General features: G+C 40.8%; 1 protein-coding gene. It reads left to right on the top strand.

Features of this window, described 5'->3' with window-relative positions:
* The coding region (locus GFJ36_RS29775; protein WP_242016013.1) for a serine hydrolase domain-containing protein at nt 1–473 on the top strand (473 nt) is incomplete at both ends.

The raw sequence follows: 473 nt of genomic DNA, 5'->3' as shown, positions 1-473 counted from the left end.
TATTGAACCACTTGAATTGTCGAATACATTCCTACCTGGCAATTCAAGCGTTATTCCAGGCACTAACCATGCCCGTGGATATGACCAACCAGACGGAGCAAGTGAGCTAAAAGACGTTACTTATTATAACCCAAGTGCAGGTAGCTCTGCTGGAGATATGATTTCTACTGCTGACGACTTAAACAAATTCTTCTCTTACTTGCTCGGTGGTAAATTACTGAAAGAACAACAACTAAAACAAATGCTTACTACAGTTCCTACAGGAAGAGAAGGAATCGATGGATATGGTCTTGGAATCTATGAAACTAAGCTTCCAAGCGGTGTCTCGATATGGGGACACACAGGTGGCATTCTAGGGTTTACTACTCTTGTTGGAGGTACACTTGGAGGCAAGCATACGTTAGTTGTCAATTGGAATAGTTTGGGTAGAACTGACAGTCCTAATCCTTTTAAAAATATTTTACTTGCTGAAT

The organism is Bacillus sp. EE-W1 (genome assembly GCF_009760835.1).
Taxonomy (GTDB): Bacteria; Bacillota; Bacilli; order Bacillales; family Bacillaceae_G; genus Bacillus_A; species Bacillus_A wiedmannii.
This window is presented reverse-complemented; position numbering and strand designations above follow the sequence as displayed.